Annotated in this window: 18 protein-coding genes; 12 read left to right on the plus strand and 6 right to left on the minus strand. The window is 73.2% G+C overall.

Translation table 11 applies throughout. From position 1 onward, the window contains the following. Window positions 1–23 precede the first annotated feature (23 nt). From AB0I67_RS04550 to AB0I67_RS04565, 4 genes are all read left to right on the plus strand, one after another. Entirely contained in the window at window positions 24–1,853 is a 1,830-nt protein-coding gene (locus tag AB0I67_RS04550; protein ID WP_357917470.1) for a hypothetical protein, read from the plus strand. Window positions 1,854–1,862: 9 nt separating this feature from the next. Next, window positions 1,863–2,453: an anticodon-binding protein gene (locus AB0I67_RS04555; RefSeq protein WP_357917472.1), complete on the plus strand. Its 591-nt coding sequence runs from the start codon at window positions 1,863–1,865 to the stop codon at window positions 2,451–2,453. Between the two features lie 78 nt (window positions 2,454–2,531). After that, a complete protein-coding gene (lysA, locus tag AB0I67_RS04560) occupies window positions 2,532–3,914 on the plus strand; it encodes a diaminopimelate decarboxylase (protein WP_357917475.1) in 1,383 nt (460 codons plus the stop codon). Window positions 3,915–3,931: 17 nt separating this feature from the next. After that, a complete protein-coding gene (locus AB0I67_RS04565) occupies window positions 3,932–5,206 on the plus strand; it encodes a homoserine dehydrogenase (RefSeq protein ID WP_357918385.1) in 1,275 nt (424 codons plus the stop codon). Between the two features lie 72 nt (window positions 5,207–5,278). Here the strand turns inward: AB0I67_RS04565 and AB0I67_RS04570 are convergent, their stop codons facing one another. From AB0I67_RS04570 to AB0I67_RS04580, 3 genes are all read right to left on the minus strand, one after another. Further along, window positions 5,279–6,277, minus strand: coding sequence for a lytic polysaccharide monooxygenase (locus AB0I67_RS04570; RefSeq protein ID WP_357917478.1), 999 nt, complete (start codon window positions 6,275–6,277; stop codon window positions 5,279–5,281). A 99-nt stretch (window positions 6,278–6,376) separates the two neighbouring features. Beyond that, window positions 6,377–7,669, minus strand: a complete 1,293-nt coding sequence (locus AB0I67_RS04575; protein ID WP_357917481.1) for an ATP-binding protein — start codon at window positions 7,667–7,669, stop codon at window positions 6,377–6,379. Beyond that, window positions 7,666–8,343 (minus strand): response regulator transcription factor, encoded by a 678-nt coding sequence (locus tag AB0I67_RS04580; protein ID WP_357917484.1) that lies wholly within the window; start codon window positions 8,341–8,343, stop codon window positions 7,666–7,668. The genes AB0I67_RS04575 and AB0I67_RS04580 overlap by 4 nt, the downstream gene beginning before the upstream one ends. A 51-nt stretch (window positions 8,344–8,394) precedes the next feature. On the opposite strand from AB0I67_RS04580, the gene AB0I67_RS04585 reads away from it, so the two are divergent. Then, window positions 8,395–8,850, plus strand: a complete 456-nt coding sequence (locus tag AB0I67_RS04585) for a hypothetical protein (RefSeq protein ID WP_357917487.1) — start codon at window positions 8,395–8,397, stop codon at window positions 8,848–8,850. Here AB0I67_RS04585 and AB0I67_RS04590 read toward each other — a convergent pair. Beyond that, window positions 8,847–11,153 (minus strand): FHA domain-containing protein, encoded by a 2,307-nt coding sequence (locus tag AB0I67_RS04590; protein WP_357917490.1) that lies wholly within the window; start codon window positions 11,151–11,153, stop codon window positions 8,847–8,849. The two genes, AB0I67_RS04585 and AB0I67_RS04590, sit on opposite strands and share 4 nt — an antisense overlap. A gap of 191 nt (window positions 11,154–11,344) precedes the next feature. Between AB0I67_RS04590 and AB0I67_RS04595 the strand changes: the two genes are divergently transcribed. Further along, window positions 11,345–12,418, plus strand: coding sequence for a glycosyltransferase (locus AB0I67_RS04595; protein WP_357917492.1), 1,074 nt, complete (start codon window positions 11,345–11,347; stop codon window positions 12,416–12,418). Further along, window positions 12,408–14,210 (plus strand): glycosyltransferase, encoded by a 1,803-nt coding sequence (locus AB0I67_RS04600; protein ID WP_357917495.1) that lies wholly within the window; start codon window positions 12,408–12,410, stop codon window positions 14,208–14,210. Before AB0I67_RS04595 ends, AB0I67_RS04600 begins: the two co-directional genes overlap by 11 nt. Window positions 14,211–14,343: 133 nt before the next feature. Here AB0I67_RS04600 and AB0I67_RS04605 read toward each other — a convergent pair whose 3' ends face one another. Further along, window positions 14,344–15,924 (minus strand): glycosyltransferase, encoded by a 1,581-nt coding sequence (locus AB0I67_RS04605; protein WP_357917498.1) that lies wholly within the window; start codon window positions 15,922–15,924, stop codon window positions 14,344–14,346. Window positions 15,925–16,164: 240 nt separating this feature from the next. Here AB0I67_RS04605 and thrC point away from each other — a divergent pair, with 240 nt between their 5' ends. The 3 genes from thrC to rho all read left to right on the plus strand — a co-directional run bounded on the left by thrC (window position 16,165) and on the right by rho (window position 20,742). Beyond that, the gene (gene thrC, locus AB0I67_RS04610; protein ID WP_357917501.1) at window positions 16,165–17,223 is read left to right on the plus strand and encodes a threonine synthase; all 1,059 of its coding nucleotides are present in this window, start codon (window positions 16,165–16,167) and stop codon (window positions 17,221–17,223) included. Window positions 17,224–17,241: 18 nt separating this feature from the next. Next, window positions 17,242–18,261, plus strand: a complete 1,020-nt coding sequence (locus tag AB0I67_RS04615) for a homoserine kinase (protein WP_357917504.1) — start codon at window positions 17,242–17,244, stop codon at window positions 18,259–18,261. Window positions 18,262–18,696: 435 nt separating this feature from the next. After that, window positions 18,697–20,742 (plus strand): transcription termination factor Rho, encoded by a 2,046-nt coding sequence (gene rho, locus AB0I67_RS04620; RefSeq protein WP_357917506.1) that lies wholly within the window; start codon window positions 18,697–18,699, stop codon window positions 20,740–20,742. A 71-nt stretch (window positions 20,743–20,813) separates the two neighbouring features. Here rho and AB0I67_RS04625 read toward each other — a convergent pair whose 3' ends face one another. Next, entirely contained in the window at window positions 20,814–22,475 is a 1,662-nt protein-coding gene (locus AB0I67_RS04625; RefSeq protein WP_357917509.1) for a helix-turn-helix domain-containing protein, read from the minus strand. 91 nt (window positions 22,476–22,566) lie between these two features. Here AB0I67_RS04625 and AB0I67_RS04630 point away from each other — a divergent pair, with 91 nt between their 5' ends. Together AB0I67_RS04630 and AB0I67_RS04635 are read left to right on the plus strand one after the other, a co-directional pair. After that, a complete protein-coding gene (locus AB0I67_RS04630; protein WP_357917512.1) occupies window positions 22,567–23,643 on the plus strand; it encodes a DUF917 domain-containing protein in 1,077 nt (358 codons plus the stop codon). Next, the gene (locus tag AB0I67_RS04635; RefSeq protein WP_357917515.1) at window positions 23,636–25,168 is read left to right on the plus strand and encodes a hydantoinase/oxoprolinase family protein; all 1,533 of its coding nucleotides are present in this window, start codon (window positions 23,636–23,638) and stop codon (window positions 25,166–25,168) included. The genes AB0I67_RS04630 and AB0I67_RS04635 overlap by 8 nt, the downstream gene beginning before the upstream one ends. Window positions 25,169–25,177 lie beyond the last annotated feature (9 nt).

The following is a 25,177-nucleotide window of genomic DNA, read 5'->3' on the forward strand; positions in this document are numbered from 1 at the left end:
GGCAAAGAGTATCCTTCCCAATCGTGAGCACGGAGCTGGAGAGCACTCGTCGGGCCCTTCGGGAGGCCATCGCCCAGGCGGGGCAGGCGGCCGAGCTGGCCCGCCTGCTGGACGCCGCCCAGGCCAGGCTGGCCGAGGCCGAGCGCAGCGGCGAGGAGGCCAGGGTGCTCGCCGCGCGCCTCGAAGAGGCCGAGGAGCAGCTCCGGCGTGAGCGCGCCGCGGCCGAGAAGCTGCGCAAGGAGGCCGCCGAGCAGCGCTACCAGGCCGAGGTCGCGCAGTGGAAGCTGTCGTCGATGAAGGTGGCCCGCTGGACGCGGATCGGCGACGCCATCAAGTCCGGCAAGAGCAACCCGGTGCGCCTGGCCAAGGGGCTGCGGGTGGCGGCCAAGCCGGTCAAGCGGCCCTCGGCGCCCAAGCGCAAGCCGCTGCCGGTGGCCAAGGGCGCGGAGAAGTCGCACTTCCAGGCGACCAGCTCGATCCGCACGGTCGAGGGCGCCTCCTTCCGGCTCAAGCCGTTCCGGGTGCCGACCGGCCCCAACACCCGCCCGCACCTCACCGCGGCGGTCATCGCCGATCCGCACGTCGAGGCGCTGCTGCGGTATGAGTGGCGGCAGACGGTGGGGTTCACGCCGCGTGACTTCGCCCGGGTGCTGCCGCTGGAGACGCCGCACCTGCTGGTCGTCGAGTCCGTGACCGAGGGTCCGTGGGCGCAGGAGCTGCTCGGCGAGCCCGGCGAGGGGCTCCAGGCGCTGCTGGCCTGGTGCGCGGAGCGCGGCATCCGCACGGTCTTCTGGCACACCAAGGGCAACCTCGCCGACTACGCGGCGGCCGCGGCGCTGTTCGAGCACCGCTTCACCGTCGAGGACGCCTCCGGCTGGCCGCGGTTGAAGTTCGGCGTGCAGCCGCGCGTGCACAACCCGCTGCCGCTGCCCGGCGGGCGGATCGACCGGGTGCTGAGCCTGGAGCAGCTCCTGCCGGACGACCTGCCCTACCCCGACACCCTCACCTCCTACCGCTGGCCGGCCGCGGTCGAGGCGCCGCCCGGCACGCCGCAGTGGCGGCTGGCCGAGATCGCCGCCTGCGGCACGCCGATCGGCCCCGAGCCCGACTCGCGCCGCGCCCACGTCGCGCTGCGCCGCGCCTACGCCGGCGGCACGATGACCGAGCGCGTGGACGACCTGCTGGCGGCCATCGGCCTGCCCAGCCACCGGGCGACCCTGAACATCTCGGTCATGATGGTCGTGCACGACGACGTCGAGCAGGCGCTCGCGCAGGTGGCCCGGCAGGCCGGCGTCACCCAGCTCGTCGTCTTCGGCCCGGACGAGGCCGAGGAGCGCGCCCGCGAGCTCATGCCGGCCACCGACGTCGTCTTCCGCCCGCTCGACCCGGTGCTCACCACCGGCGCGATGCTCAACCGCGGCCTCGACCTGTGCGAGGGCGACCTGGTGGCGGTGATGGACCCGCGCGACGTCTACGGCAAGTACTACCTGTCCGACCTCACGCGCGCCTTCCTGTTCGCCAACGCCGACCTGGTCGGCAAGGCGGCCTTCTACGCGCACCTGCGCGCGCCACAGGCCACGCTGCTCAAGCAGCCGGAGGCGGAGTACGCCTACCTGCCGGAGATCAACGGCGCCACCCTGCTGGGCCGCCGCAACACCTTGCGCGAGCTGGGCATCGCCGACCTCACCGACGGCTGGGACACGGTGCTCATGCGCCAGTGCCGCACCGACGGCGTCAAGGTCTTCTCCGCCGACCGCTTCGGCTACGTGCGGGTCCGCCAGGAGGACCGCTGGCTGCTGGGCGCGGCGCACCTGGTCGAGTACGGCTCGGCGGAGCCGCACGCGCTGATCTAGCCTGCGAGGGTGGAGTTTCGCGTGCTGGGGGAGCCCGCCGACCCCGAGGGGGACTGGGCGGGCGAGGCGGTCTTCGTGTCGAGGGCCGCGCTGCGGCAGCGGCGCGACCCGCACGAGGTGGCCGCGGCCGTCCCCGGCGCCGAGGTGCTGCCCGGCGGGCTGATCCGGATCGTCGTGGCGCACCCGGGGGAGCTGCTCGGCGCCGAGCCGGGCGCGGTGCCGCAGGGCGAGTGGCCGGACCTGCCGCGGACGTGGGACAACCCCGGCTTCGTGGTGCGCTACGCGCACGTGCGCGCCCTCAACACCGAGCGGTGGGCGGCCGAGCTGGGGGTCGCCCGGGAGCCGTTCAGGGGCGAGCTGCTCGACGGGGTCTGGGACCGGCGGGTGCTGCGGGTGCTGGCGGAGCTGCCCGCGCGACAGGGCGCAAGAAATGGTGGCTGGGCGTCGTATTCGGTGCGGCTGGCGCTGGCCTACCATGACGCGCACGAGCGGGCGCCTGCCGTACCGAAGGGGGACGAGCCGGCGTCTGCCCTGCACACAGCCCGGGTACGGCTGGCGGAAGCCGTACGAAAAGTACTTCCTGGGCCAGACCGGTTGTAAAGGAAAATCTTTCGTGGACCGTCTCGACAGGTGGGCAGCGGGTCCAGCCGAAGCCGCCGGTCCGATAGCCTCGATCGGGTGAGTCGATTCGCCCATCCCGCCGGGGACCGGCACGCCGAGATGCTGCCCCATGAGCGCCCCCCGCTGGCGCCCGCCGACCTCAACCAGATCAACCCCGCGATCTGGCCGCGAACGTCCGGCCGGCGCGACGGCGCGCTCACGATCGGCGGCGTCGACGTCCGTGACCTGGCCGGACAGTACGGCACGCCGCTCTTCGTGGTCGACGAGGAGGACGTGCGCTCGCGGATGCGCGACTACGCCACCGCCTTCGCCGGATCCGACGTGCACTACGCGGGCAAGGCGTTCCTGTGCCGCGAGATCGTCCGCTGGCTCCACCAGGAGGGCCTCGGCCTCGACGTGGCCAGCGGCGGCGAGCTCGCCGTCGCGCTGAGCGTCGGCTTCCCGCCCGAGCGCATCACGATGCACGGCAACAACAAGTCCGTGGCCGAGCTCACCAAGGCCCTGGAGGTCGGCGTCGGGCACATCGTCGTCGACTCCTACGAGGAGATCGCCCGCCTGGGCTTCCTGGCCGAGCAGCACGGCAAGCGGCCCCGCGTGATGATCCGGGTCACCACCGGCGTCGAGGCGCACACCCACGAGTTCATCGCGACCGCGCACGACGACCAGAAGTTCGGCCTGTCGCTCAACACCGGCGCGGCGGCCGAGGCGGTCCGCCGCATCCTGGCCCTGCCGCAGCTCGAACTGGTCGGCCTGCACTCGCACATCGGGTCGCAGATCGTCGACACCGCCGGCTTCGAGGTGGCCGCGCGGCGGCTGGCGACGCTGCTGGTGCAGATCAAGGAGGAGCACGGCGTGCTCCTGCCCGAGCTCGACCTCGGCGGCGGGTACGGCATCGCCTACACCCCCGACGACCAGGCGCCCGACGTCAAGGAGATCGCCGACAGCCTGCGCGAGATCGTGGCGAAGGTCTGCACCGACGCCGGGCTGCCGGTGCCGCGGCTGACCGTCGAGCCCGGCCGGGCCATCGTCGGCCCCGGCGGGATCACGCTCTACGAGGTCGGCACGGTCAAGGACGTCGAGGGCTTGCGCACCTACGTGAGCATCGACGGCGGCATGAGCGACAACGTGCGCACCGCGCTCTACGGCGCGGAGTACACCACCGCGCTGGTCTCGCGCGAGTCGCAGGCCGAGCCGATGCTCAGCCGCGTGGTCGGCAAGCACTGCGAGAGCGGCGACATCGTGGTCCGCGACCACTACCTGCCCGCCGACCTCGCGCCCGGCGACCTGATCGCCGTGGCCGCCACCGGCGCCTACTGCCGGTCGCTGGCCAGCAACTACAACTACCTGCCCCGGCCCGCGGTGGTCGCCGTCGCGAACGGCGAGTCCCGCGTGATCGTCCAGGGCGAGACCGAGGACGACCTGCTCAGGGGGCAGTTGTGAGTGGCAAACCTCTCAAAGTGGCCCTGCTCGGGTGCGGGGTCGTCGGGTCGCAGGTCATCCGGCTCATGCACGAGCAGGCCGCCGACCTGGCCGCCCGCGTCGGCGCGCCGCTGGAACTGGCCGGCGTGGCCGTGCGGCGGTCCGGGCGCAAGCGCGACGTCGACTTCGACCCGGCCCTGCTCACCACCGACGCCGAGAGCCTGGTCGCCCGCGACGACGTGGACATCGTCGTCGAGGTGATCGGCGGCATCGAGCCGGCCCGCTCGCTGCTGGTCAGCGCGCTGTCCAAGGGCAAGGCCGTGGTCACGGCCAACAAGGCGCTGCTGGCCGAGGACGGCGCGGCGCTGTTCGAGGCGGGCCGCGCCGGCAACGGCGACCTCTACTACGAGGCCAGCGTCGCCGGGGCCATCCCGCTCCTGCGCCCGCTGCGCGAGTCGCTGGCCGGCGACCACGTCCGCCGGGTGCTCGGCATCGTCAACGGCACGACCAACTACATCCTCGACAAGATGGACAGCACCGGCGCCTCCTTCACCGAGGCGCTGGAGGAGGCGCAGTCGCTCGGCTACGCCGAGGCCGACCCGACCGCCGACGTCGAGGGCTTCGACGCCGCCGCCAAGGCGGCCATCCTCGCCGGGCTGGCCTTCCACAGCCGCGTCACCGCCGCCGAGGTGCACCGCGAGGGCATCACCGAGATCACCGCGACCGACGTCGCCTCCGCCAAGGCGATGGGCTACGTCATCAAGCTGCTGGCCATCTGCGCCAAGTCCGACGACGGCCGCTCGATCGGGGTGCGCGTGCACCCGGCGATGATCCCCAGGACGCACCCGCTGGCCGGGGTCGGCGAGGCCTACAACGCGGTCTTCGTCGAGGCCGAGTCCGCCGGGCAGCTCATGTTCTACGGCAAGGGCGCCGGCGGCGCGCCGACCGCCTCCGCGGTGCTCGGCGACATCGTGGCCGTGGCGCGCAACCGCATCGCGGGCACGCGCGGGCCGGACGAGTCCACCTACGCCTCGCTGGCGGTGCACCCGATGGGCGAGACGGTCACGCGCGTGCATGTGGCGCTCGACGTGGCCGACAAGCCCGGCGTGCTGGCCCGGGTGGCCGAGGAGTTCGCGCGGCACGACGTCTCGATCCAGACGGTGCGCCAGGAGGGGCACGGCGACGACGCCCAGCTCGTCATCGTCAGCCACCGCGCCACCGACGCGGCGCTCACCGCGACCATGGACGGGCTGCGTGAGCTCGACATCGTGCGGGCGGTGGCCAGTGTGATGCGGGTCGAGGGCGACGACTGACTGACCCTTTTGACCGATGGAAACGGCCCGTCCCCCAGGTAGGTGGGGACGGGCCGTTTCCGGTTTCGGGGGTCAGCTCCTGACAGTGAGGACGGTGCGGGCCAGGCCGCCGTTCTTGCAGTGCACGGTCACCGGGAAGGTGCCCGTGCGCGCTGTCTTCAGCGCCGGGGCCCAGGCCACGGTCGGGACTTCGGGGTGGGTGCGGGCCGGGACGAAGGCGTTCGAGGCGATGTGGGAGACCTGCGAGCTGCTGCACACCGCGGTCACCTTCACCTGGCCGCCCAGTCTGGCCGTGGTGGGGCTGAGGCCCACGCCGGCGTTGACGGCCCCTAGTGCGCCCCCAGGCGGAGTGGTCGGCGGCGTTGTGGGGGGAGTGGTGGGCGGGGTCGTCGGCGGGGTCGTCGGCGGGGTGGTCGGCGGGGTGGTCGGGGACTCGCCGCCGAAGACGACGTCGCTGCAGGAGTAGAAGGCCTCGGGGCTGTCGCTGCGCTGCCAGATCGCGTAGATCAGGTGGCGGCCCTTCTTGGCCGGCAGCCGCCCCTCCAGCACGTACGAGCCGTTGGCCAGCGTCGGGTCGGTCTGGCTGAGGAACGGCTTGGCCTCCAGGTCCGACCACTTCAGCGGCTGGGCCGGGTCGTAGCCGTCCTTCGTGACGTACAGCTCGAAGGCGCCCCGGTGCGGGGCCGTGGCACGGAAGCGGAAGGTGTACGGCGAGCCGGCCGACAGGGTCGTCGCGGGCCAGTCCGCCCGCGCCTGGTCGAGGCCGCGGTACTTGTCCCGCCCGGCGCCGCACAGCCGCCCGTCGGGGATGATCTCGCGGTGCCGCCCGGCGGCGTTGGCGATGTTGACCTCGTTCCAGTCGTAGAACGGCTGGGTGCCGCCGAGCTGGACCGCCTTCTTGCAGGCGTCGGACTTCGGGCTCTCGGGGTTCTCGCTGTAGCAGACCATGGCCCGGCTGGGCGGGTTGTTCATGGTGCCGTGCGCGTTCGCCGTGCCGGGAACGAGGGCGAGCATGAGCAGCGTGGGGGCGGCCAGGGAGGTGGCGAGGGTGGCCTTGCGGTTGATCTGCATGGCACCACCTTGGGGGAGCCTGCGGGGCGGAAAAGCCCGCTTAAGTGGCCGTTAAGGCGGCCTTAGGCACCTTTTCAGGGGGTGCCTAAGGGGGCTGCTTCAGTGCTTGGCGCGGCGGGTGGGACTTTCGGTGCGGAACCAGAGCTGGACCTGGGCGCCGCCCAGCGCTGAGCGGTCGAGCCGCAACGAGCCGCCGGTCGACTCGGCCAGCCGCCGCGCGATGTCCAGCCCCAGCCCGGTGGACCCGGCTCCGCTGGCCCCGCGCTCCAGGGCGGTCTGCGGGTCGGCGATGCCCGGCCCGGCGTCGGCGATGAGCAGCCCGACGGTGCCCTTGCCCTCGTGCAGGGTGACCGAGAAGGCGGTCCCCTCGGCCGTGTGCCGGAACACGTTGCCCAGCAACGCGTCGATCGTCGCGCTGAGCTCCCCGGCCGGCACCGGCACCCGCACCGGCAGCGAGCCCCCGATGAGCTGCCAGGGCCGCTGCTGGTCCTCGGCGAGCGCCGACCAGAAGGTGAGCCGCTCCCGCACGACCTCCGCCGCGTCGCAGCAGGCCGCCGCCCGCGACGGCCGCCGGGCGGCGGCGATGATCGAGTCCACCTCGCCCTCCAGCCGGGTCAGCGCCTCGCGGCTGGGTTCGGCGGGCGGGCCCAGCCGCTCCAGGCTGAGCCGGAGGGCGGCCAGCGGGGTGCGCAGCCGGTGGGACAGGTCGGCGGCCAGTTCCCGCTCGGCGGCCAGCAGCCGGCTCACCTGGCTGGCCATCGAGTTGAACGCGTTGGCCGCCGCGACCAGTTCTGGCGGCCCGTCGGGGTGGATGCGCTCGCCCAGGTCGCCCCGGCCGAGCGCGGTCGCCGCCCCGCCCAGCCGCCGGGCCGCCCGCACCACCCGCGCGCCCAGCCGGTCGCCGACCAGCACCGAGCCGAGGACGAGCACCACGGCCACCCCGGTCAGCACCGCCCACGAGCCGAGCACGTCCCGGTTGAGCTCCGCCGCGGGCACGAAGACCTCGACCACTGCCCGCCGCTCGCCGTCCAGCGCGACCGGCCGCAGCAGCACGTACGCCCCGTCGGGCAGTTCGAAGGTGCCCGCGGCGGCCTGCGCGCCGGCTCTGGCCACCTCGGCGGCCGGGGCCCGCGAGGTCCCTGTCACCCCCGCGCTGGTGTGGATCGCCAGCCGTTCCTGCCGGCCCGCCGCCGTCCGGGCCATCGCCAGCTCCAGGTCCTGGGCCCTGGTGGTCAGCGCCAGCACCGGAACCAGCGAGGAGGCCTGCCGTTCCGCGTCGGCCAGGGCCCTGCCGTGCGCGGTCTCCTTCACGATCAGCGCCAGGGGCACCAGGAAGGCCAGGGCCACCATCGAGGTGACCGCCACCATGAGGGCCGCCAGCGTCCGCCTCACCGCGCGGCCGAGAGCATCACGCCGACGCCGCGCACGGTGTGCAGGTACCGCGGGCTGGCCGCGCTCTCGCCCAGCTTGCGGCGCAACCACGACAGGTGCACGTCGATGGTCTGGTCGTCGCCGTAGGACTGCTGCCAGACCTCGCTCAGCAGCTCCCGCCGGGTGACCACCCGGTCGGCCCGGGCGGCCAGGTAGGCCAGCAGGTCGAACTCCCGGCGGGTCAGCGACAGCCGCACCCCGTCCAGGACGGCCTCGCGGCGGCCCAGGTCGACGCTCAGCCCTCCGGCCCGCACCACCTGCGGCGCCGGCGCCGAGCGGGCACGACGCAGCACGGCCTCCAGCCGGGCCGCGAGATGGTCGCCGGAGAACGGCTTGACCAGGTAGTCGTCCGCCCCGGCGGCCAGCAGCCGGACGATCTCCGTCTCGTCGTCGCGGGCGGTGGCCACGATCACCGGTACGTCGGAGACGCCGCGGACCATGCGCAACGCCTCGGACCCGTCCAGGTCGGGCAGGCCGAGGTCCAGGACGACCAGGTCGGGCGGGCGGCGGGAGATCTCGCGCAGCGCGTCCAGCGCGCATCCGGCGCTGCGTACGGCATGCCCCCGCCGGTCGAGCTCGTGGATCATCGCGGCTCGGACGAGCTCGTCGTCCTCGACCACGAGTACCGTCGCCATCGCGCCTCCCGACCTGGCCTGGGCCGCCATACTCGGCTTATGCGGCGAACCGTGAGATATGTTGCCATCTGGTTGGGGGCGACCGTGGTGGCGATCTCGGTTTCGTGGTTCGCGGTGCGTGGGGTGTTGCGCAGCGAGTTCGTGGCCGACGTGGTGGTCCGGCCGATGGCCGCGCACACCGAGACGGCCCGGAACACCGCGGCCCTGCCGTCGCCGGCGGCGGTGACGACGCCCGCGCCCCGGCCGGTCACGCAGCCGCCCACGCCCACGCCTCGCCGTACCAAGTCTGGAAAGGACCTGAAGGTCCTCACGGTGAAGGGCGGCGAGGTGGTGTTCCGGCTCGACCGGAACGGCTGCGCGCTGGTGTCGGCGACGCCGAAGAGCGGCTACACCACCCGGGTCAGCCGCAACGACGGCTGGATCCGGGTGGACCTCGCCCAGGGCGCCCACGGCTCGGCCGCGTTCTGCATCGGCTCGGAGCGGCGCACCGACACCTGGGAGTACTAGGGCTCGTGCCGCCGCAGGGCCAGCCGGACCAGCGCGCCGTACACCACGGCCATGCCGGCGAGCACGCCCATGCAGGCCAGCCAGGTGCCGGCGTCGTGGTCCCAGAGACCGTCGCGCATCCGGGAGATGTCGATGCGCTGCAGGTCCACGGTGGCCGCCGCGGCGGCGTAGCCCCAGCGGGTGGGCACGAGCCAGGCGAGCTGCTCCAGCCCGGTCCGGCCGACGACCTCGATCAGCTTCCCGATGAAGACGAACTGCGCCATGATCAGCACGACCATGGCCATCATCGCCTGCTCGTTGGTGGACACCAGCGCGCTGACCAGGAGCCCGAGCACGCTGCAGGTGAAGGCGACCAGCGCCACCACGACGGTGAGCTCCAGCGGGCCCAGCAGCAGCGGATCGGGCGGCGGTTCGCGGCCGAGCAGGCTGAGCGCGACGAAGAGCGCGGCCTGCACGAGGTTGACCGAGCCGAGCACGGCCAGCTTCGACAGCAGGTAGGCCAGCGGGGACAGCCCGACGGCCCGCTCGCGCCGGTAGATTGGCGCCTCTTTGACGATCTCCCGGATCGCCCCGATGAGGCCCATCAGCGCCGCGCCGAAGATCAGGATGATCAGCAGCGTCCCGGCCTCCTCGGTCGGCCGGGGCGGCACGCCGAGCCCGTCCGAGCCCTGGACGACCCGGCTCATCAGCGCGAGCGCGATCGGCAGGCCGATCATGGACAGCGCGGCGAGCCGGTCCGAGCGGATCACCGACGCCATGCGCTGGGCGAGGATGGCGAACTGCCGCACCCGGCTCTGCTTCGGCGGCGGTGGCGGGGCCGGGAGCGCCCGCCCGTCGCCGCCGCCCGGCCGCGGTGCCCCGCAGTACCGGGCGAAGTACGGCGAGCGCCGGAAGTGCTCGGCCCAGACGTCGGGCTGCTCGGAGACCAGCCGGAAGACCTCGGCGTATTCGGTCACGCCGAAGAAGCCCAGCAGTTCGTCTGGCGGGCCGAAATAGCCGACCTTGCCGCCCCGGCACAGCACGAGCACGCGGTCGCAGCCGCTCAGATGCAGCACGCTGTGCGTGACCACGACCACCGTCCGGCCGTCGTCGGCCAGCGCGCGCAACGTGGTCATGACCTCCTTGTCGAGCGAGGGGTCCAGGCCGGAGGTGGGCTCGTCGAGGAAGAGCAGCGAAGGCTTGGTGAGCAGTTCCAGGGCGACGCTGGTGCGCTTGCGCTGGCCGCCCGAGAGCCGGTCGATGCGCAGCCCGCGCCGCTCGCCGAGGCCGAGCTGGCCGATCACCTCGTCGATGCGCCGCTCGCGCTCGGCCCTGGTGACGTCCTGGGGGAAGCGCAGGGCGGCGGCGTAGCTCAGGGCCCGGTCGACGGTGAGCTCCTTGTGCAGGATGTCGTCCTGCGGGACCAGGCCGATGCGGTGGCGCAGGTCGTCGTAGTGCGCGTACAGGTCGCGTCCCTCGTAGACCACGCGGCCGGTGGTCGCCGGGCGGAAACCGGTCAGCGCGCCGAGCAGCGTCGACTTGCCCGCCCCCGAGGGGCCGACCACCGCCATCAGGCTGCGGGCCTCCAGGTGCAGGCTGACCCGGTCGAGCAGTACCGCCTGGCCGGCCCGCACGGTCAGCTCCTCGGCCTGCAGCGAGACCGCGCCGGTGTCGGCGTGCACGGCGATCCGGTCGCCGAGGAAGCGGATCTGGTGGTGGCCCACCGAGACCAGGTCGCCGGGGTTGAGCCGGTGCTCGCCGACCCGGACGCCGTTGACGTAGGTGCCGTTGCGGCTGCGCAGGTCGCGCAGCAGCGTGCCCGAGCCGTCGCGGCGCAGTTCGGCGTGGTGGCGCGAGACGAGCAGGTCGTCCTCGAAGGGCAGGTTGTTGTCCGGTGAGCGGCCGATGGTCAGTGACGGGCCGAGCGGCAGGACGAGTTGCGGGGCGCCGAGCGCCTGGGGGTTGCGCGGGGAGGACGGGCGGCCCACCGCGGTGACCGGCAGGTCGGGCAGGCGGGGCGCCGGTGGGCGGGGCGGTCCCTGCGGGGCGACGCTGAACTGCGGGCCGTCCTCCGCGCCGCCGAGCCGTACCGTCAGCGGGCGGGTCAGCTCCACGTCGAACACGCGGCGGCGGTCCACGTAGGTGCCGTTGCGGCTGCCCAGGTCGCGTAAGACCCAGACGCCCTGGTGGAAGAAGATCTCCGCGTGCCGCCGTGACACCCGGGCGTCCACGATGGCGATGTCGGCCTCGCGGCCGATCACCAGGCGTTGCCCCGGCACCAGCACGCGCTCCCCGGCCGGGCTCCGCACGATCAGCCCAGACATGAACCTTCCCCGTTGACGTGAGCCATCAGAATGGCCCCGCCGCCCCCACCCCGTCCACCCCACCCCCTCCTCCCACAGGTGGCGGGCTCCCACGGCCGCTGGGGTGACCCGTCCCTGTCCCGATATGCCGGGCAGGACCAGGGCGGCGTAAAGTAGCGGGGTTCCGTGCTAGATCGAGGAGTCAGCCCGCTGTGACTGCGACGCCGCCGATGGGTTTCGTCCGAACCCCCGAACCGGCGCTGGGCAGGCTGGGCTGGGACGGCGACGGCTGGACCGCCGACGGGGACCACCCGCGCGCCCTGCGTGCCGTGGAGGTCGACTGGCCTGCCGCGCCGGTGCCGCTGGACGGCCTGCTGGAGCTGGCCGCCGACGGCGTCCCGCTCACCGCCGCCACCGCACCGGCCTGGGTCCCGCCCGCCTTCGCCGAGGTGCTCACCGACCGGACCTGGCTGTCCTGCGTCCCCGACGGCAGCCCCCGCTGCGTCGCCGACCTGCGCCGGGAGGAGCACAGCGTACGGCTCCGCCGCGCCGCCCTGCCGCCCCCCGGCGAGCCCGAGGTCAGCGTGGTGCTGTCCACCATGCGCCCGCACCTGCTCGGCTTCGCCCTGGCGCAGATCGCCCGCCAGCGGCACGTCCGCGTCGAGATCATCCTCGGGCTGCACGGCGTGGCCTTCGAGTCGGTACGGCAGGCGGTCGAGGAGTGCCCGCTGCCGGTGACCTGGATCGAGGCCGGCACCGACACCGCCTTCGGGGAGGTGCTCAACCTCCTGGCGGCCAGGGCGTCGGGGGAGTACCTCGCCAAGTGGGACGACGACGACTGGTACGGCCCCGAGCACCTGGCCGACCTGGTGCGAGCCGAGCGCCACCGGGGCGCGGACGTCGTCGGCACGACGGGGGAGTTCTTCTACCTGGAGCCGTTGCGCGCCACCATCCGCCGCACCCGCTTCGCCAGCGGGGCGAACTACCCCAGCGAGGTGTGGACCGACCACGTCGCCGGGGGCACCATCTTCGTCTCCCGCACCACATTCCACGACATAGGCGGGTTCGCGGCGCTGCCCCGGGCGGTGGACAAGCGCTTCCTCGACGACGCCCGCGACGCCGGCGCCCGCATCTACCGCACCCACGGCCTCGGCTACATGCTGCGCCGTGCCGGTGGCGCCGAACACACCTGGCAACTGCCCCTGGCCCACTTCCTGCGCGTCCAGGCCAACCAGTGGCGCGGCCTGCGCCCGAGCGCGCTCATGGAGCTCCCCCATGCCCACTGACCCCACCCCTTCCGAGCCCACGGGCCTCCCCGACGAACCCGCCCCGACCTCCTCGGGCCTTTCAGCCGGTTCCGCCCCCGGTCCCCACGGCCACCTCACCGGCGCACGCCTTCCCCGGGTCAAAGGGAACGACTACCGCGACCTGCGCCCGCCCACCGGCGACTGGACCCCGACCCTCACCGTCAGCGTGGTCATCCCGGCCTACAACGGCCAGGACAAGCTCGACCTGGTCCTGGCCGCCCTGGCCGGCCAGACCTACCCCGCCGAGCTCACCGAGATCATCGTCGTCGACAACGGCAGCTCACCCCCGCTCACCGCCCCACCCCCGGTCCGGCTCATCCACTGCCCGGCCCCCGGACGCCCCGCCGCCCGCAACGCCGGCCTGGCCGCGGCCACCGGAGACGTCATCCACTGGCTCGACTCCGACGTCCTGCTCACCCCGGGCGCGCTCGACGCGCACATGCGCTGGCACCACGCCGCCCCGTACCTGTCGGTGACCGGCTACATCCGCTTCACCACCGCTCCCGTGCCCGCCGTACTGCCCGCCGACCTGGAAGCCGCCTTCGAGCCCGCCGAACCGCACGGCTGGCTCGTGGAACTCGTCGAGCGCACGCACGGCCTCACCGACCCCGCCCAGCGCCACTTCAGCCTGCACATCGGCGGCGCCACCTCGGTCAGCGCCGCCCTCCTCGCCGCCGCCGGCCCCATGGACGAGGACGTCGCCCTCGGCCAGGACACCGAGCTCGGCTACCGGCTGGCCCAGGCCGGCGCGGTCTTCGTCCCCGAGCCGTCCGCCCGTGCCTACCACCTCGGCCCGACCATGCGGATGCGCGACAAGCAGCCCATCGACCGGGTCAGCCACGCCTTCGTCGCCGACCGCATCCCCGTGTACCGGTGGCTGCGCTCCCACCCGGCGCGGCAGTGGAAGGTGCCCCTCGTCACCGCCGTCGTCCCGGCCGGGGGGTACGACGAGACGCGGGCCACCGTGGACGCCCTCCTCGCCGGGACCGTCCCTGACGTCTCCGTCGTCCTGACCGGCGACTGGCCCGCGGCCATCGGCGACCGCCGTGCCCCTCTCCGTGACCCCAACCTCGACCTGACCCTCCTCCGCGGCCACTACACCCACGAGGCGCGCGTACGGCTGGCAGCGGACCCCTCGGCCCCGCCGTACGAGCAGGGGACCGCGGTGGACCCGGCTGTGCCGTACGCGCGGGGTGCTCTGGTGGATCCGGCGGTGCCGTACGTGTTGCGGGTGCCTGCCGGGTGGGTTCCGGGGGCGGACACGCTGGCTCGCCTCCTCGACCTCATGCGCGAGGAGGACCACGGCCTCGTCAACGTCCTGCTCGCCGAGGACCCCGCCGGCCTGACCGTCGCCCGCCTGGAGAAGCGGGCCGCCTTCGCCCGCGCCGCCCTCGTGGTCACCCCGGGCGAGGACCTCGACGACGCCGTGGACGACGTCTCAGGCGTGCGCTGGGTGGACGGCGAGACCTTCGGCTTCGGCTCCGAACCACGCACGATCACCGGCCGCCGGAGTGCCTTCAGGGCCCGTCAGGAGGCCGAACGGGAGCGTGCCCGCCTCCACGCCGAGACCGTACGGCAGGCCGCCGAGATCGAACGCCTGCGCGCCCAGGTCGCCCGCTGGCGTGACGAGGCGGGCCGCTGGCGCAAGTCCTCCGTCGAGCTCCGCCGCGAGATCGGCACCCTCCGCCGCCAGCTCGGCACCCTCCGCCGCCGCAGCTGGCAACAGGTCGCCGCCACCCTCAAACGCGCCGTCAAGAACCGCCTCCCGTAGGGGGCCGCCGGGGTACCGGGGACACGAGAACCCCGCCTCCCACCAATACGGCGAGCAGCCGTGCGGCGGGTGGTGATCCTGTGCGGCGGGAGGGGCCGTCGGCGACCCACCCCGGAGAGAGGGAACCCGAGGGTCAGTCCTGCCGCAGAGCCGACCGGAGGCGGCCGAGGAGCCCCGAGGCGGACTGACCACGCCCGAGGGAAGCCTGAGCCCGCGGTGAGGCCGCAGAGGCAGTGGGCGCCTCGCCGGTCGCGGACGCGGACCCGCCCGCCCCTGGCTCGGGCCGAGTCCCGCCAGCGCCGGGCTTGGCCTGAGATCCGCCGATCCCAGGCTCGGGCTCACGGGTGGCGGGAGAAGCAGCCGCCTTGGGCGGGGGCCAGAAGCGGGCCGGGGTGGCGTGGCGGACGCCGTGGGTGACCTCGACAGCGGCCTCACCCAGGTACCGGGCCCGCCCCAGGGCGGAGGTGCGCTCCAACCGGGCGCTCCCACCGCCGGGAAGGTCGACGACAAGCACCCCCACCAAATCCTCCTGCACACTCTCGACCATCCGCTCCAACGTGACCCGATGCAGCGGCACCCCCACCGGCCCCCGATACCGGAACGGAATGGGCGCAGGCGACGCGGACGCCTCGTCGATGAGCCGGACGCGCTGGTCATGCCGGTAAAGGTCGCGAAGGTGGCGAAGGTCGAAGGACGGGTCCTCCAGCACCGACCGCCGCCCTTCCGCCAGCCCCGACCAGGGCGCGACCAGCGTGACGACGACGTCGTGCAGCTTCCCGTCGAGCGCCGCCCCCACCGCCTGCCGTACCGTCTCGGTGTCCGCGCCGGTCACGTCGTAGACCACCTCGACGTACGGCACCAGCCAGCTCCGCCCGGGTTCCTTGCGCAGGTCGCGCCGGAGCGGGATGCGGTGCGCGAGGTACGGCTCGACGGCTCGTACGGCCCGCTCCCGGTCGAGGTGCTGGGCGGGCAGCCCGAGGTGGACCGCCTCGGCGAGCGGGTCGGGGATGAAGACGACGCCGTGCATGGCCAGCCGGTAGGCGAACTCGGTGTCCTCCCCGCGCAAGACGGTCGGGTCGAGTCCGCCGACGGCGTGGAAGGTCTCGCGGCGCAGGCAGAAGGTCGGCCCCGTGCACACGTGGTAGGGGTTGCGGCTCTTGCGCAGCCCGTCGGTCTTGGCGATGGTCGCCTCGGTCGAGCTGGGCACCGCCCGCTCCAGGTCGAACAGCTCGCCCAGGCGGCGCGCGGCCCGCACCTGCGCGGCGGTGAGCGGCGGCGGGTCGACGAAGCGCTTCATCCCGATCGTCACGAGGTAGTCCGCGCAGCCGTGCCAGCGGGCGAGCGCCTCGATGTGCTCGGGCGCGGCGACCATGTCGGCGTCGAGCCGCTGGATGAGGTCGCCGTCGGCCTGCAGGGCGCCCGCGTTGACCGCGTTCGAGATGCCCCAGCCGGTGTCGGGGACGACGATCCGGGTGTTGAGCGGCCGGATCTCCGGCAGGGTCAGCGGCGGCTCGCTGCCGTCGTCGACGACGAGCACCTCCAGCAGGTGCGCGGGGTAGGTCTGCGCCGCCAGCGCGGCCAGGACCAGGTCGAGATGGCGGGCGTTCCGTGCCGGTACGACCACGCTCACGGATTCTTGCGGTGCCCAGGTGCCGAGCTCGGGCGGCGTCAGCGGTGAGTAGTCGTTCTGACGCAGCACGGGACGCGCGTTCATGATGATTGACCCCCTGGGGCTGACCTTATCGGGGATTGCTGGGGATTTGGTGCGGAGTGCGAGTGTCCAGGGAGTGGGCAGGTGTCCAGGGAATGGACCGGTCGCGTGCGCACGACGCCGGTGGCCCTAAACTCGGCGACAAACACCGCAGGTAGTTTCGCGGGTGGCCGGTCGCGGCGAAGTCCGGCGACCACCGGCGGGCCCGCGAGCGGAGCGAGCCAACAGGCTAGGGAGACGATCATGACCAGGGCGTGGCGTGGACTCATCGAGGAGTATCGAGACCGGCTGCCGGTCACCACGACGACTCCCGTGGTCACGCTCCTGGAAGGCGGCACCCCGCTGGTGCCCGCCCATCGCGTCTCCGCCCTGACCGGGTGCGAGGTCTACCTCAAGGTCGAGGGCGCCAACCCGACCGGCAGCTTCAAGGACCGTGGCATGACCATGGCCATCAGCAAGGCGGTCGAGGACGGGGCGAAGGCGGTCATCTGCGCCTCGACCGGCAACACCAGCGCCTCCGCCGCCGCCTACGCGGTGCGCGCCGGCCTCACCTGCGCGGTGCTCGTCCCGCGCGGCAAGATCGCGATGGGCAAGCTGGCCCAGGCGCTCGTGCACGGCGCCACCCTGCTGCAGGTCGAGGGCTCCTTCGACGACTGCCTGGAGATGACGCGCAAGCTGTCGGAGAACTACCCGATCGCGCTGGTCAACTCGGTCAACCCGTTCCGGCTCCAGGGCCAGAAGACCGCCGCCTTCGAGATCGTCGACGCGCTCGGCGACGCGCCCGACATCCACTGCATCCCGGTGGGCAACGCGGGCAACATCTCCGCCTACTGGATGGGCTACCAGGAGTACGCCGCCGACGACGTCGCCACCAAGACGCCGCGTATGTTCGGTTTCCAGGCCTCCGGCTCGGCGCCCATCGTCAACGGCGCGCCGGTCACGCACCCGCACACGATCGCGACCGCGATCCGCATCGGCAACCCGGCCTCGTGGCAGCTCGCCGAGGCCGCGCGTGACGAGTCCGGCGGGCTCATCGACTCGGTGACCGACCGGCAGATCGCCGCCGCCTACAAGCTGCTGGCGCAGGAGGAGGGCGTCTTCGTCGAGCTCGCCTCCGCCGCCAGCGTGGCCGGCCTGCTCCAGGCGCACGCGGCCGGTCTGGTCGAGCCCGGCCAGAAGATCGTGTGTACGGTCACCGGCAACGGCCTGAAGGACCCCGACTGGGCCATCTCCGGCGCTCCGGCCCCGGTGACCATCCCGATCGACGTCCACGCCGCCGCCTCGTCGCTCGGGCTCGTCTAACCCCGCTCTAGGAGAACGATGACCACCGCCAACCGGGTCGTGGTGCGCGTCCCCGCGACCTCCGCCAACCTCGGCCCGGGGTTCGACGCCCTCGGTCTCGCTCTGGCCCTGCACGACGAGGTGACGGCCGAGTTCGCGCCGCGCACCGAGGTCGTCGTCGAGGGGGAGGGCGCGGGGGAGGTGGACCTCGGCGAGGGCCACCTGATCGTCGCCACGATGCGCAGAACCTTTGGCAGGATGGGCTTCCCGCAGCCGGCCGGGATCCGGCTGACCTGCCGGAACGTCATCCCGCACGCGCGCGGGCTGGGCTCGTCGTCGGCGGCCATCGCGGCCGGCATCCTCGCCGCCCGCGCCCTGGCCCGCCTGCCGTACGGCACGGCGGCCGAGGACGGAACGGCACCCGCAGACGGCGCAGCCACCGCAGCCGGCGCGCCCGGCGCGGACGGCGGTGAGTTCGGCGTTGAGCGAACAGGCCACGATCTGTCCGACGACGAGGTGTTCGCGCTGGCAACCGAGATCGAGGGCCATCCCGACAACGTCGCCCCCTGCCTGGCCGGCGGCCTGACCGTCGCCTGGACCGACCAGGACGGATCGCCGCGTAAAGTGAAGCTGGCGCCGGATGCGGGGATCCGTCCGGTCGTCCTCATCCCGTCCTTCCGTCTGTCGACGGAGACGGCGCGGGGACTCCTGCCGAAGGAAGTGCCCCACAAGGACGCCGCCTTCAACTCCGGCAGGGCCGCGCTGCTGATCGCGGCGCTGACCCAGCGTCCGGAGAACGCGTTGCTGCTGGCCGCGACCGAGGACCGGCTGCACCAGGATTACCGCGCGCCTGCCATGCGGCAGACCGCGGACCTGGTACAACAGCTAAGGGCTCGGGGCGTGCCCGCGGTGGTTTCGGGCGCGGGTCCCACGATTCTTGCTTTCGCCACGGCGGAGACGCAGGATTTGATCGCGCCAGAAGTGGGTAATGACTGGCACATCCAGCATTTGGACGTCGACCCGTATGGTGCGAGCGTTCAGTTCCCCGAGACACGCTGATGCCTCTTAGACCTTCAGGGAATAGCCGTGCGCGCTGGTGATGTTAGGCTGATAGCCGCACCAGATGCCCCCATGGTGGGTGCGTGCTTGTCAGCCACACATCGTTGCATCATGCTTCACGTCGCGAGGCGTGAGCAGCGCGGCTGTCTCCCCGGAATCCGTCGCCTCCGGTTGGCCCACACCCGGTTGGCTCGACGCGAGGCGAAGACGACGGGGTCTGCGCGGTTCAATCCATCTGGCGACAGCAATCTGGGGGGTTTCCTCCACCCGTCACCGTCCTGTGACGGCCTGGACAAGCCTCTCCCCAAGCAGTGGCGGCCTCTGGCCGACGATCACAGATGTGCACCCCGACCCGGTCTGTCCTGCCGGATCGACAGCACCTCCGGGACGACCGGCGACACCAGCCGGCGCCCGACCCCTGGGAAGGACCTTTAGTTGAGCGACACCACCGAACTCCTCTCCGACGCAAGCGCGTCCGGCGACACCCCCACCCGCGCCGCGGCCAAGCCCCGTGCGCGTCGCTCCGGCACCGGCCTGTCCGCCAAGGTGCTGCCCGAGCTGCAGAAAATGGCTGCGGAGCTCGGCATCAGCGGCACTGGGCGGATGCGGAAGAGCCAGCTCATCGCCGCAATCCAGGAGAAGACGGGTGAAGGGGCCCCGGCCGCCGTTGAGGCCGCGCCGGTAGCCGAGGCGCCGGCGGTCTCCGCCGAGCGGCCCGCCCGTAGCCGCAGGGAACGTTCCCGCACCAAGACCGAGGTGGCCGAGGCGCCCGCGGCTGCCGCGGCCCCGGTGGCCGTCGCCGCCGAGCCCGTCGTGACCGCCGCGCCCGAGCCCGTGGTCGCCGCCGCCGAGCCCGTCGTGGAGCAGCAGCAGGCTGACTTCCAGGGCGACGCCCGCGGTGAGCGCGAGAGCCGTCGTGAGCGCCGCAACCGCCGCGAGCGCGGCGAGCGTGGCGACCGCGACCAGCAGCGTGGCGACGCGCCGCGTGGCGAGCAGCCGCGCGGTGACCAGCAGCGGGGCGAGCAGCGCAGCGACAGCCGCACCGACCGTGACCGCGGCGCCGACCGTGACCGCGTCAGCGACCGCGGTGACCGCACCGACCGTGCGGACCGCGGTGACCGCAACGACCGCGGTGACCGCGGTGACCGTGGCGAGCGCGGCGGCGACCGTGACCGCGACCGCCAGCAGTCGGCCGACCAGCGCGGCGGTGACCGCGACCGGCAGCCTCAGGGCGGTTTCGACGACGACGAGCGCGGCCGTGGCCGTCGCGGCCGTTTCCGCGAGCGCAACCGGGGCCGGGGCCGTGACCGCTTCGACAGCAACGAGCCGATCGTGGGCGAGGACGACGTCCTCATCCCGATCGCCGGCATCCTCGACATCCTCGACAACTACGCGTTCGTCCGGACCAGCGGCTACCTGCCCGGTTCCAACGACGTGTACGTCTCGCTCGCGCAGATCCGCCGCAACGGCCTGCGCAAGGGCGACGTCGTCACCGGTGCCGTGCGCCAGCCGCGCGACGGTGAGCGCCGCGAGAAGTTCAACGCCCTGGTCCGCCTCGACACCGTCAACGGCATGGACCCGGAGCAGGCGCGCAACCGCCCCGACTTCAACAAGCTCACGCCGCTCTACCCGCAGGAGCGCCTGCGGCTGGAGACCGAGCCGAACATCCTGACCACCAGGATCATCGACATGGTCTCGCCGATCGGCAAGGGCCAGCGTGGTCTGATCGTCTCGCCGCCCAAGGCCGGTAAGACGATGGTGCTGCAGTCGATCGCCAACGCGATCACCCGCAACAACCCCGAGTGCCACCTCATGGTCGTCCTGGTGGACGAGCGCCCTGAGGAAGTCACCGACATGCAGCGCTCGGTCAAGGGCGAGGTCATCCACTCGACCTTCGACCGTCCGGCCGAGGACCACACCACCGTCGCCGAGCTGGCCATCGAGCGCGCCAAGCGGCTCGTCGAGCTCGGTCACGACGTGGTCGTGCTGCTCGACTCGATCACCCGTCTGGGCCGCGCCTACAACCTGGCCGCGCCCGCCTCGGGCCGCATCCTGTCCGGTGGTGTCGACTCGACCGCGCTCTACCCGCCGAAGCGGTTCTTCGGCGCCGCGCGCAACATCGAGAACGGCGGCTCGCTGACCATCCTCGCCACCGCGCTGGTGGAGACCGGGTCCAAGATGGACGAGGTCATCTTCGAGGAGTTCAAGGGCACCGGCAACATGGAGCTCAAGCTCAACCGGTCGCTCGCCGACAAGCGCATCTTCCCGGCTGTCGACGTGGACGCGTCCGGCACCCGTAAGGAAGAGATCCTCATGGCGAAGGACGAGCTCCAGATCGTCTGGAAGCTCCGCCGCGTCCTGCACGCGCTGGACATGCAGCAGGCTCTTGAGCTTCTCCTGGAGAAGATGAAGGAGACCAAGTCCAACGCCGAGTTCCTGATGCAGGTGCAGAAGACCACGGTCAGCAACGACCGCGACTAGGTCTGATCGGCTGGAGAAGCGGCGAGGTGGTTCCCACCTCGCCGCTTTTTCGTGGTCCGGAACCGGTACGGCTAGCCGCCGCTCAGGTGGGTGAGGCGCAGGCGGCAGGCCAGGTGCAGGGCGAAGCGGGTCTCGTGGTCGTCGAGGTCCGCGCCCAGCGTCTCGGTGATCTTCCTGATCCGGTAGGAGACCGCGTTGAAGTGCAGGTTGAGACGCTTGCCGGCCAGCCGGGGGGAGCGCTGGACGTCGAGGTAGGCGGCGAGGGTGGTGACCGCCTGGAGGCTACGGTCCTTGCCGAGCGCGTCGAGCGGGCGCAGCAGCTCGTCGACGACGCGGCGGCTGAGCGTGGAGGCGGCGGCCTCGGCCAGGACGCGGCGGATGCCTGTGGCGTCGAACTGCTCGACCAGGGTGCCGCGCGCGGCGGCCGAGGCGGCGGCGGAGCGGGCTTCGAGGGCGGAGGTGCGCAGGCCGTCGAGGGCGGTCTGCGGGGTGCCGATGCCGCAGCGGAGCGCCCGGCCGGGGTGGCGGTCGGCGAGGGCGGTGACCAGGTCGTGGGCGGCCAGGCGCATCCGGTGGGTGGTGTCGGCGCCGCCCGCGGTGGAGCTGCACAGGATCAGCAGGGCTTCCTCGATGCGGGCGACGTTCCAGCGGCCTTCGGGGGTGCGGGGGCGTTGCAGGACGTCGAGGACGACCGAGTCGAGCAGGCGGCGGTGTTCGGCCAGGGAGCCGGCGATGCCGTCCTCGACGTCGACCCAGACGGCGACGTGCCGGCCGTCGACCGGCAGGCCCAGGACCCGGGCGCGGTCGGCCAGGCGGCTGGCCTGGGTGCGGTCGGCGACGACCAGTTCGGTGAGCAGGTCGGAGCGGAGCTGGCCGGGGGCGATCTCGTGGGCCAGCGCCGCGGCGCGCATCCGGGCCGCGGCGGCGGCGACCGCGGGCAGGGCCAGGCGGGCGGCCTCGTCGTCGGCGGCCAGGTCCTCGTAGGGCTCGGACAGGCGGGTGGCGGTGACCACGCCGATCAGCCGCCCGTCCAGCCACACCGGCTCCCCACCGAACCCCGCCCCGCCGGCCCCATCGGAGTCGCCGGTCCCGCCCGCGCCGTCCCGCCTTGCCGTACCAACGCCGCTCTCGTCGTCCCGCCTCGCCGTGGCAGGAGCCGAGTGCCTCGCCGTGGCAGGAACCGAATCCGGGTAGGCGGGGTCGTTCCGGGCCGCCGCGCCGGCGTCGGCGGGGTCGAGGAGGCGGAGGTGCAGGCCGAGGGCGGCGCCGGCGTCGTTGAGGAGCCGGGCGAGGTCGCCGGAGGGCTCGGCCTCCCGGACGGCGGCGAGGGCGGAACGGGCTCGCGCCAAGGCCTCGGCGGCGCCGCTGCGGATGATGCGGTCGATGGCGAGCACGACCTCGGCGACGTCCCGCTCCTCCACGACGCCGAGGACCGGCAGGTCGGCGCGGTCGGCCAGGCGCTGGGTGGTGATGGGCAGCCCGGTGCAGCCGATCAGCACGAGCGCGGTGAGATCGCGCTGGGCCGCATGCCGTACCGCCACATCCAGCTCGTACGGCACAGCCCGCGCGGCCACCCGGGCGGGCACGACGACGAGGGTCCCGGCCGGCGCCTGCCGCATGGCGGCGAGGGAGTCCAGCGAGGTCACCGCCCCGAGGGCTCGCGCGGCCAGCGGCCCGGCGAGCAGCCGGAGCGGCGGATGGGCCCCGGCGAGCAGGTCAGCGATACGCGCCATGGACGGAGCTTATCCGCGCATCACATAAAGTACGCAAAATTCGTTTTCCGCGCCCTATAGCGACAAAGCCGCAGGCAGGAAGGCTGTCGTCATGCACGACGGGAAGACAATCACGCCGGCGGAGATCCCGCCCCTCACCCGAGGCTGCGCGATCCTGGGCACCGGCGGCGGCGGAGTGGTGACGGTCGCCGCGCTGTCGGCCGAGCGGGCGCTGCGCCAGTACGGGGACGTGGACCTGGTGACCCTGGCCGACCTGCCCGCGGACGGCCTCGTGCTGCCGCTGGGGTCGATCGGCGCGCCGACGGTCTCGCACGAGATGCTGCCCAGCGGCGACGAGGGCCTGATCATCCGCGAGACGGTTGAGCAGACGCTCGGCAAGCCGGTGGTCGCGGTGATGGCCTCGGAGATCGGCGGCGGCAACGGCGTGGAGCCGGTGGCGCTGGCCGCGCGCCTGGGCCTGCCACTGCTGGACGCCGACGGCATGGGCCGCGCCTTCCCCGAGGTGCAGATGGTCTCGATGTACGTCGCCGGCCGCGACCCGGGCCTGGTGGTCCTGGCCGACGTGCAGGGCAACGTCGCGGCGCTGCGCCCGGCGAGCGGCACCTGGTCGGAGACCCTGGCCCGCGCGGTCTGCGTGGCGATGGGCAGCACGGCCCTGATGGCCGACTACATCCTGCCGGTCGGCGAGATGCGCGGCGCGGCCATCGAGGGCACGGTGAGCAGGGCGATCGCCATCGGCCGCGCGGTGATCGGCGCGGAGGACCCGGTCGGCTCGCTGACCGCCGAGCTCGGCGCCTCGAACCTGATCACCGGCAAGGTCGTCGACATCGAGCGGCGTACCGGCGGCGGCTTCGTCCGCGGCAGCGTCGTGATCGACGGGGTGGGCGACTGCAAGGGCCGCCTGCTGCGGGTGGAGATCCAGAACGAGAACCTGGTCGCGCTGGAGGACGGCGAGGTCCGCGCCAGCGTGCCCGACCTGATCACCATCGTGGACAGCCAGACCGCCGAGGCCATCTCGACCGAGTCCCTGCGCTACGGCCAGCGGGTGAGCGTCCTGGCCTGGCCGTGCGCGCCGCTGTGGCGCACCTCCGCGGGCCTGCGTACGGCCGGCCCCGCCGCCTTCGGTTACGACATCGACTACGTCCCGGTGGAGGAAGCCAATGCGTGACCTGCGAATCGGCGTGGACGTCGGCGGCACCAACACCGACGCGGTGGTGCTCGACGCGGCCAACCGGATCGTCGCCGCCACCAAGCAGGCGACCAGCGCCGACGTCACCGCCGGCATGCGCAACGCGATCACCGCGGTGCTGGAGCAGCTCGGCGACGAGCGGCAGCGGGTCGGCCGCGTGATGCTCGGCACCACGCACGCCACCAACGCCATCCTGGAGCGGCGCCGGCTCGGCCGGGTGGCCGCGGTCCGGCTGGGCGCGCCCTCGTCGAAGTCGGTGCCGCCGATGGAGTCGTGGCCGGCCGACCTGCGCGAATGCGTGCTGGCCGGCGCGGCCGTGCTGGGCGGCGGCAACTACGTCGACGGCCGCGAGATCGCCCCGCTCGACGAGGAGGGCCTGCGCCGCTTCCTGGCGACGATCGCCGGGCACGCCGACGCGGTGGCCGTCACCTCGGTCTTCAGCCCGGCCTCCAACGAGCAGGAGCTGCGCGCGGCCGAGATCGTGGCCGAGGAGCTCGGTGCGCAGGTGCCGGTCAGCGTCAGCCACGAGATCGGCGCGCTCGGCCTGCTGGAGCGGGAGAACGCCGCGGTGCTCAACGCCGCGCTCTACCAGGTCGCCGCGCACGTGCACGACGCCCTCCAGGAGGTGCTCGACCAGCACGGCCTCGACGTGACGCGCTACTTCGCGCAGAACGACGGCACGCTGATGACGGTCGACTACGCCGCCCGCTACCCGGTGCTGACCATCGGCTCCGGCCCGGCCAACTCCATCCGCGGCGCGGCCTACCTGTCGGGGCTGAGCGACGCGATCGTGGCCGACGTCGGCGGCACCTCCACCGACCTCGGCGTGCTGGTCAACGGCTTCCCCCGGGTCTCCTCGGCGGGCGTGGAGATCGGCGGGGTGCGCACCAACTTCCGCATGCCGGACATCCTCGCGCTGGCCCTGGGCGGCGGCACGGTCATCGGCACGGACGGCGTGCCGGGCACGACCTCGGTCGGCTACCGCATCGGTACCGAGGCGCTGGTGTTCGGCGGCTCGACCGCCACGATGACCGACGCGTGCGTGGCCGCGGGCCGGGCCGCGATCGGCACCGTCCGGCCGCCGGCCGAGCTGGCGGGGGTGCTCCGCCGTACCGACGAGCAGGTGGCCGACGCGGTCGACCGGATGTCGCTCGGCAAGAGCGACCTGCCGCTGGTCGTCGTGGGCGGCGGCGCCTTCCTGGTGCCGGACGGGCTGCCCGGCGTCAGCGAGGTGGTCCGGCCCTCGCACGGCGGCGTCGCCAACGCGGTCGGCGCGGCCATCGCACTGGTCAGCGGCTCGATCGAGACCATCGTCCCGGCGGGCGCCGGGCGTCGCGAGGCCATCGACACGGCTGTCGAGACCGCGCGCGGGCGAGCCGTACAGGCGGGGGCCGACCCGGCGGCGGTCGAGGTCGTCGAGGTGACCGAGATCCCGCTCAGCTACCTACCGGAGCCCGCGCTCCGGGTCCAGATCAAGGCGGCCGGGCCGCTCGGAAAGATCTAAGGAGGATCC

This window comes from Nonomuraea sp. NPDC050310 (assembly GCF_040655795.1).
Taxonomy (GTDB): Bacteria; Actinomycetota; Actinomycetes; order Streptosporangiales; family Streptosporangiaceae; genus Nonomuraea.